At 50.3% G+C, this 7495-nt stretch carries 5 protein-coding genes; 1 reads left to right on the top strand and 4 read right to left on the bottom strand.

Annotated features, from left to right (window positions below; genetic code table 11):
- The 3 genes from QUB61_RS12460 to QUB61_RS12450 all read right to left on the bottom strand — a co-directional run.
- Nucleotides 1–1242, bottom strand: a 1242-nt coding sequence (locus QUB61_RS12460) for a tetratricopeptide repeat protein (RefSeq protein ID WP_333189967.1), incomplete at its 3' end; no start/stop codon positions are given.
- An 84-nt stretch (nucleotides 1243–1326) separates the two neighbouring features.
- Nucleotides 1327–1782 carry a hypothetical protein gene (locus QUB61_RS12455; RefSeq protein ID WP_333127295.1) on the bottom strand — a complete coding sequence of 152 codons (456 nt, stop codon included), beginning with the start codon at nucleotides 1780–1782 and terminating at the stop codon, nucleotides 1327–1329.
- Nucleotides 1783–1965: 183 nt separating this feature from the next.
- Complete coding sequence (locus QUB61_RS12450; RefSeq protein WP_333127296.1) at nucleotides 1966–2850, bottom strand: 4-hydroxybenzoate solanesyltransferase; 885 nt, start codon at nucleotides 2848–2850, stop codon at nucleotides 1966–1968.
- 237 nt (nucleotides 2851–3087) lie between these two features.
- Here QUB61_RS12450 and QUB61_RS12445 point away from each other — a divergent pair, with 237 nt between their 5' ends.
- Nucleotides 3088–4704, top strand: a complete 1617-nt coding sequence (locus QUB61_RS12445) for a Ppx/GppA phosphatase family protein (RefSeq protein WP_333127298.1) — start codon at nucleotides 3088–3090, stop codon at nucleotides 4702–4704.
- Between the two features lie 249 nt (nucleotides 4705–4953).
- Here QUB61_RS12445 and QUB61_RS12440 read toward each other — a convergent pair.
- Nucleotides 4954–7495: Ig-like domain-containing protein (locus tag QUB61_RS12440; RefSeq protein WP_333189965.1), on the bottom strand; the 2542-nt coding region annotated here is incomplete at its 5' end.

Here is a 7495-nt window from a genome sequence, read left to right as displayed (position 1 = left end):
CTCGTAGAGTTTCAAAGCCGTATCGTAGCGCTCTAGGGCTTCATCACAGCGCTTGAGGAATTGCAAAACATCGCCGATGGCTTGCAGGGTATTGGCTTTGCCCAGATTGTCTCCTACTTGCTCGTAGAGTTTCAAAGCCTTATCGTAGCGCTCTAGGGCTTCATCACGGCGATCGAGGAATTGCAAAACATCGCCGATGGCTTGCAGGGTATTGGCTTCTTCCCAAACAGATCCCTTGGCGCGACAATCTTCCAATACCCGCGTCTGTAAATACTCCCGAATTAGTGGCTGAAACCAAAACTCCCACACTCGCTGTTGGCATCTTTCTTGCAACAGCGATCTCCGCGCCAACTGCCGGCATTGCCCCACTGTCACCTGTAAATCGGGATAAGCATCCTTCAGCCGCACCAAGTTAAATGGTATCGGATAGATCCACAGCCGCAGAATCAACCCTTGTAACTCCTCCGGTAGCCGTGCAATACTCCAGGCCAAAATCGCCCGCAAGCTAGCCATCGGATCGCCGCGATGCAGCCCGATTAAATTAAACAACTCGTAATTGGCGTGCGGCAAGTCATCAATACAAGCCAGCTCAAAATCCGCCTTCAAGTTCCCCACCACCACATCCATCAGCAGGGGATGCCCGTCGCAAAGGCGGACAAATTCTCGCAATTTCGCATCGCTTCCCGATACCTCCCATGCTTGCAACAGCGCCACCCCAGCCGCCTCATCCAGTCCGCCCAAACGCTTCCAACGACTGCAATTAAGCAAATTCGGCGGCAAATTTGGCTGTTCCTGACTAGCCAGTACGAGCACGCTTTGACTCGTCGCACCCATCACCGCCAACCAAAATTTCCCATACTCGGCTTCCAACCAATCACCGCTTTCTGTCAGCAGAGTTTCCGCATTATCCAGCACCAGCAAACAGCGCCGCTGTGCCAAAACATTTACCAGCGCTGGGATAAGTTCCGATCGCGTCAACCCGATGGGAATTTCTCCCAACAGTTGCACCAACAGCCAACCACCCCAACTTTCAAACCGATAAGATTCGGTAAAAGTCGTCCAAACAATTTGCTCGAAAGGTTTTCCTAAAAAACCAGAGGATGATGCTACCTCAATTTCCCCACACACTTTTGCCAGCAGCATCGATTTGCCATAGCCGCCCGCTCCAGTTATCCCGATCGATCGAATTTTGGCATCGCTCAACCAACTTTGTACTTGTGCTAATTCAGCCGTCCGCCCCACGCATCGACTCGGATCGGGACGCGACCGATCTACGATCGTATAAGGCTTTACTCTGTCGGCTCCCCTATCTTCCGACGACTTCAGCTAATCTTTGGGAGGAAGATGGTAGTTGATCGTAATCGGGCTATCTTTCGCCTGAAACGTTGGTGCTGCGGGGTTATTTACTTGCAGTCCCTGTCCGTCAAAAATCTGCTGTACATTCTCTGCTTGAATGTCGTTACGTGTTAATTCAAAATGAATCTCTTTGGCAAGCTGCTGCACTTGCTGACCAAATTCTGGATTTTTTGTCCACAGTGCGTCCAGATAATTCTTGAGTTTTTGCGTATCTTCTACCGATCCCTTTTCTGCCGCTTGCAGCACTTTCAGTGCTTCTTGATTCCCCTTCAGGCGAGGCAAAACTGCTTGTGCCAGTTGCTGAATCTTCTGGGTAATACCTTCAGTGACTTTCTTGCCCAACTCGCCTGCACCGCCTTCGATAAATTTATCAAACGCAATTTTGGCGATCGTCATGGCAGCAGCAGTCGAAATCGGTTCTATCATCGCCCTTGATTCCTATTGAGATTGATATTTAAAATATTATCAGTAATATCTGCACCTTGTTTTGGTAGAGTTCCGGAGACTTGGCGATCGAAGTAATCTGTTCCACAAGCTTTAGGGGCGGGCGATGCCCTGCGCTTCGACCCAACTACTGCGTTTATCCACTCGCCCCACCCCATACAAAAGCTAAAAAATCTCCCCAACAATCATCCCCGCCAATATGACAAACCCCACCCAAACATTTTGGCGAAAGATTTGACCGTAAACAAGCTTAGGAAGCTCCGCTTTTCGGAGTTGACTGTACTGCAAAAACCACAAAATCGCCGCCGCACTAATTGCCATCCAAAAACCAATGTGCAAGTGCAGATTAACTCCCATTGCTGCTAACAAACAGACTGTACCAACAAAGAAAAAACCCACAGCATTAGCGGCATTATCCCCGAAAAATATCGCGCTGGAATTCACCCCCAAACGCAGGTCATCTTCCCGATCGCTCATGGCATAAACTGTATCAAATCCCATCGTCCAAAACACGACTGCACCCCACAGCAGCCAAGTCGCTAATTCTAATTCGTGAACGGCGGCGCTCCAACTAATTAAAACTGCAAAACCCCAGGCAAGTGATAACACTAATTGCGGCACTGGAAAAAATCTTTTTGCTAGGGGATAGCAGATAATTACTGGTACGGCTGCGACACACAGCCAGAAACTTAACGGATTGAGATACAAAGCGAGAATCGCCGCGCATACCAAGGAAATTAATGCAACTCCTATTCCAGTTTGCACGGTGAGGGCGCGGGATGCTAGGGGGCGCGATCGCGTTCTTTCTACTTCGGGATCGATATCGCGATCCCATAAGTCGTTGATGACGCATCCAGCCGCACTTGTGGCTAAGGTACCCAACACAATCACGCCCACCAATGCTCCAGGCGGCCTCCCGTCTGCTGCTAAAAAGACGGCCCAGAGGGCTGGAATCATTAAAATGAGCCTTCCTGCTGGTTTGTCCCATCTCAAAAGCCTCACGACGGTTAGCAATGTGGATTCGGGTTGGCGATCGGGCTCTTTAAGCATTTCAATTCTAGATTTGATATTTTTAACTCTAGATCTTATCAAATTTTAGGCACAATCACTTACTCTCTCGGATGGCGATTCCCTACGGGATAGCTTCGCACGCGCGTACTTGGGCCGGAATTGAAAACCGGTGAAAGTCAAGGCCGGTCAGCAGTTCCAGATTGTTGCTAATTTAATAGAATGCCTAACTGGATTCGTGAAATAATCATAAATATCTGTCAACCCCGATATACTCCAATGGTTAATTCACTTGCTTCTGCGGAGTCAAATCGCATTATTGCTGCTATTGATATGGGTACTAACTCGTTTCACATGGTGGTGGCGCGGATCGATCCGAAATTGCCCGCATTTACGATTATTGCTAGAGAAAAAGATACGGTTCGGTTGGGCGATTGCGAGGCTAAGACAGGGTGCTTGAAGTCCGAGGTTATGGAAAGGGCGATCGCCACTCTGGGCCGCTTTCTTGATATTGCTAAAACTTTCAATGCTGAACAAGTTATCGCTGTGGCTACGAGTGCTGTTCGGGAAGCTCCTAACGGGCGGGATTTTCTCAAACAAGTTGCTGAAGAATTAGACCTGAATGTTAGTTTAATTTCCGGTCAGGAAGAAGCGCGGAGAATTTATCTCGGTGTCCTTTCGGGGATGGAGTTTAACAATGAGTCGCAGGTGATTATTGATATTGGGGGCGGTTCTACGGAGTTGATTTTAGGAGACAGTTCTGAGCCTCGCTGTCTCACCAGTACAAAAATTGGTGCTGTTCGCTTAACAGGACAATTTGTCAAAACTGACCCGATTAGCAGGGAGGAGTTTGCTTATTTGCAAGCTTATATTCGGATTTCGCTGGAAAGACCGATCGACGAATTGCGCTCTCAATTAAATGCTGGCGAACCTTTGCGCTTGATTGGCACTGCTGGAACCATCGAAACTCTGGCTGCAATTAACGCTCGCGAAAAGTTGGGAACTGTTCCGAGTCCGCTGGCTGGATATCAGTTAAGTTTAAAAGATTTGCGCGATTTAGTCAATCGCTTTCGCAAACTTTCTTACTCGGAAAGGCTGGCAATTCCGGGAATGTCGGACAAGCGGGCGGAAATTATTATGGCAGGATCTTTGATTTTGCAGGAAGCGATGACACTATTAGGAATTGAATCGCTTACTGTGTGCGATCGCTCTCTGAGAGAAGGCGTAATTGTTGACTGGATGCTGGCCCACGGTTTGATTGAAAACCGCTTGCGCTATCAAGGTTCAATCCGCCAGCGCAGCATTCTGCACATGGCTAACAAATATCAAGTCAATTTAGAACAAAGCGAAAGAACCGCAGCATTTGCGCTCAATTTCTTCGACCAAACTCAAGGAATTCTCCACAATTGGGGAACCGAAGAACGGGAGTTGCTGTGGGCGGCAGCAATTCTGCACAACTGCGGTTTGTACGTCAGTCATTCGGCGCACCACAAGCATTCTTACTATTTAATTCGCAATGGTGAGTTATTGGGATACACTGAAACAGAGATAGAAGTAATTGCAAATTTAGCTCGCTATCACCGTAAAAATCCTCCGAAAAAAAAGCACGATAATTTTGTAATACTGACGAAAAAATACCGGGAAGTAGTAAGTAAGTTGCATCCTTTTCTGCGGCTGGCCGTGGCTTTGGACAGGCGGCAGATCGGGGCAATTTCGGATTTTAAATGCGAACACCGCCCAGAAGTTCGAGAGTTTCATTTGCGGCTGCAACCGCTAAATCCCTCAGACGATTGCGCTCTGGAACTGTGGAGTTTGGATTATAAAAAGCCCTCTTTTGAGGATGAGTACAATCTCAAATTAGTGGCAACTTTGGAGCAGACTCTGGTTCCAGTTTAAATACAAGGCAAAGCCGGGAAACGAGAAACTGTAGGGTGCGGTGCCTTCGAGAGTCTTCGCGGTGAAGAAGACTCTCAAAGGCTTGAAATCTCGAAACCTGCGATCGGTAAATCTTTTTCAGTTAACAGGCGATCGGCAATAAACTAGGTTGATTGCCGATCGCCCGACGGTAGGATCGGGCATTTGCCGATCGCACCAATAGGTCAGCCAGGTCAGCACTCACGCCAGAAAGGGCTGATTGTGTGGTGGTTAGCCAAAGATGGTAAAATCATTGAGATCGATCGCACTAGCTTGCACTCCATTGACAGCAGCCAACAGTTGACCGTTCTGACCAATTCTGATGAAAGCTGCATTAGCGTTTTGGGTAATACTAAGTTGAGCAAAAGTTAGACCGCCCGGTAACACCAGTAAATCTTCACCTTTTGTGAAATCAGTAATTAGATCGCTGCCGGAACCTGCTGTTAAAACAAAGCGATCGCGCCCAATGCCGCCGCTGAGAATATCATTTCCCAAACCCCCAATCAGATAATCGTCGCCTTTACCGCCGTTGAGAGTATCGTTGCCCTCGAAGCCGCATAGCTTGTCACTACCGCCGTTGCCAAACATCAAATCATTGCCAGCACCCCCGCAGAGGGAATCAGACTCGCCGTTAAAGCCGATCGCCCGGTCTCCGAAAATAGTATCGTCCCCATCCTCGCCACAAATGCTATCACTGCCGATCGCGCCCAACAGCAGATCGTTGCCAGTACCCCCCACCACAACATCATTGCCCTTGCCGCCGTAAACCGTATCATTGCCCTCTCCGCCGCTTAAAGTATCCGCAGCATCTCCCCCGTTCAACAAGTCGTTACCCGCACCGCCAAACAGCAAATCGCGTCCAGTCGAGTCAGGGCTAGACGGGTCAAAACTGCCTCCAAACAAGCTGTCGTTACCCTCAGCCCCAACCAGAGTATCATTGCCCTTGTCGCCCCAAATCCAGTCATCGTCTTTGCCGCCGATGGCCGCATCATCGCCCTTACCCCCGAAAATGCGATCGTCGCCGCCGCCGCCGTTGAGGTAATCATTGCCATTGCCGCCAAACACCAAATCTTTGTCTGCATTGGGGCCAAGGGAGATATTGCTGGGCAGTCCCCCGTAAATATTGTCGTTGCCTTTTTCGCCCAGCAGAATGTCGTCGCCGTTGAAACCCCTGATAACGTCGTTGAGATTGCTGCCGATGAGGAAGTCGCTGTCCTCAGTGCCGTTGAAAGTGCGATCGACTGAATTCGGGCCCGGAATCGAACCGATCGCGGGTAGGGTAATCTGTTCGCAAATGCAATCGCGATCGTCTGGAGTTTCCGTCGGAGTTTCCGTCGGAGTTTCCGTCGGAGTCGGAGTTTCCGTCGGAGTCGGAGTCGGAGTTCCCGTCCGAGTCGGAGTTGGAGTTGGAGTCGGAGTCGGAGTTGGAGTTGGAGTCGGAGTCGGAGTCGGAGTTTCCGCCGAAGTTGGAGTTGGAGTTGGAGTCGGAGTCGGAGTGGGAGTCGGAGTTTCCGTGGGAGTCGGAGTCGGAGTTTCCGAGGGAGTCGGAGTCGGAGTTTCCGTGGGAGTCGGAGTCGGAGTTTCCGTGGGAGTCGGAGTCGGAGTCGGAGTTTCCGTCGGAGTCGGAGTTGGAGTTGGAGTTGGAGTTGCCGTCGGAGTTTCCGTCGGAGTCGGAGTTGGAGTTGCCGTCGGAGTTTCCGTCGGAGTCGGAGTTGGAGTTGCCGTCGGAGTCGGAGTTCCCGTCGGAGTCGGAGTTCCCGTCGGAGTCGGAGTCGGAGTTTCCGCGGGAGTCGGAGTCGGAGTCGGAGTTTCCGCCGGAGTCGGAGTCGGAGTTTCCGCCGGAGTCGGAGTTGGAGTTTCCGTCGGAGTCGGAGTCGGAGTTTCCGTGGGAGTCGGAGTCGGAGTTTCCGTGGGAGTCGGAGTCGGAGTTTCCGTCGGAGTCGGAGTTGCAGTTTCCGTCGGAGTCGGAGTTGGAGTTTCCGTCGGAGTCGGAGTCGGAGTTTCCGTGGGAGTCGGAGTCGGAGGGTTATTTACAATAATGCTTGCCGTGACGATCGCAGAATCAGCTTTGCCATCATTAGCTTTGTAGGTAAAAGAGTCTGTCCCTGCAAAACCAGCATTCGGAGTGTAAACGAAGGAACCGTTAGCGTTGAGGGCGATCGACCCTGTAGCCGGATTTGTCACCAGAATCGCCGTCAGCGGGTCGTTTTCCGGGTCTGTATCGTTGATTAAGACTCCCAAACCCGTCACGTTGAGACCCGTATTATAACCAGTAGTATAGCTGTCAGAATTCCCCACAGGCGGGTTATTGTTGACGCTGACAGTCACTGTAGCCGGTTCAGAATTAACTATCCCGTCGCTGACTGTGTAGGTAAAGGTGTCTGTTCCAGAAAAGCCTGCGTTAGGAGTATAAGTGAAAGAACCGTCTTTGTTGAGGGCGATCGACCCTTGCGTCGGGTTTGCGGCCACCGCAGCAGTCAGCGCGTCTAAATCTGCGTCGGAGTCGTTGGCTAAAACTCCCGGCACTATTTCGCTGAGGACTTTTCCCGGACTGATGCTGTAGGTGTCAGCTTGTGCGATCGGCGGCTGATTGGTGACATTAATATTTGCTAAAATTTCTGCTGAAGTTGCAGCCCCGTCACTGACAGTATAAGTAAAACTATCGACTCCAAAGAATCCAGGATTCGGAGTATAAATAAACGAACCATCCTGATTAAATCCGAGAGTGCCATTGTTGGGATCTGTGACTTTAGTTGCCGTCAGCAAATCGCCG

Source organism: Microcoleus sp. C2D2 (assembly GCF_036702495.1).
Taxonomy (GTDB): Bacteria; Cyanobacteriota; Cyanobacteriia; order Cyanobacteriales; family Microcoleaceae; genus Microcoleus.
The sequence above is the reverse complement of the archived record's forward strand: the minus strand, read 5'-3'. Positions and strand labels throughout refer to the sequence as shown.